We start from the raw sequence: 420 nt of genomic DNA, 5'->3' as shown, positions 1-420 counted from the left end.
GTCCAGGCCAGTTGATGCACCTGGCAGACAGCGCGTTGCCCCACCTCAGGACGCTGCTCGCTTCTGTCCCCGGCCTTGAGCGGGCGTTGATTTTTACGCCGGAAACCACCCGCGACAGATTCATCGATGATGGTCCGCCGCCGCCGCTGTCGCTGCAATTGTATTTCGCCGAATTGCCGGTTCTGGAGGCTGCGGTCACTGCAGGAGGGCCGCTGCAGGCTCTGGTCGGTCCCGGGCTGCTCGGCGAGGTCGGCGAGGCGGAAGTCCGTCAGCAGGTTTTCTATGTCAGGCCTTTTCCGGTCGATGATCCCATCGTCAAGCCGGGGCCGTCAGGCGTGCCCTGCAGTTTTGTCGTGCACTATCCCGGTCCTGCCGCGGACACCAATCTGTGGCTTTCGAACTATATCGCCAGTCATCCAC

The 420-nt window shown here is 62.6% G+C and carries 1 pseudogene; it reads left to right on the top strand.

The annotated features are described in order from the left end of the window. Positions 1-14: 14 nt before the first annotated feature. Positions 15-420: pseudogene (locus tag AC1D0P_RS30440) on the top strand (hypothetical protein); the annotation flags it as partial.

The organism is Polaromonas sp. P1_G2 (genome assembly GCF_056405515.1).
The sequence above is the reverse complement of the archived record's forward strand: the minus strand, read 5'-3'. Positions and strand labels throughout refer to the sequence as shown.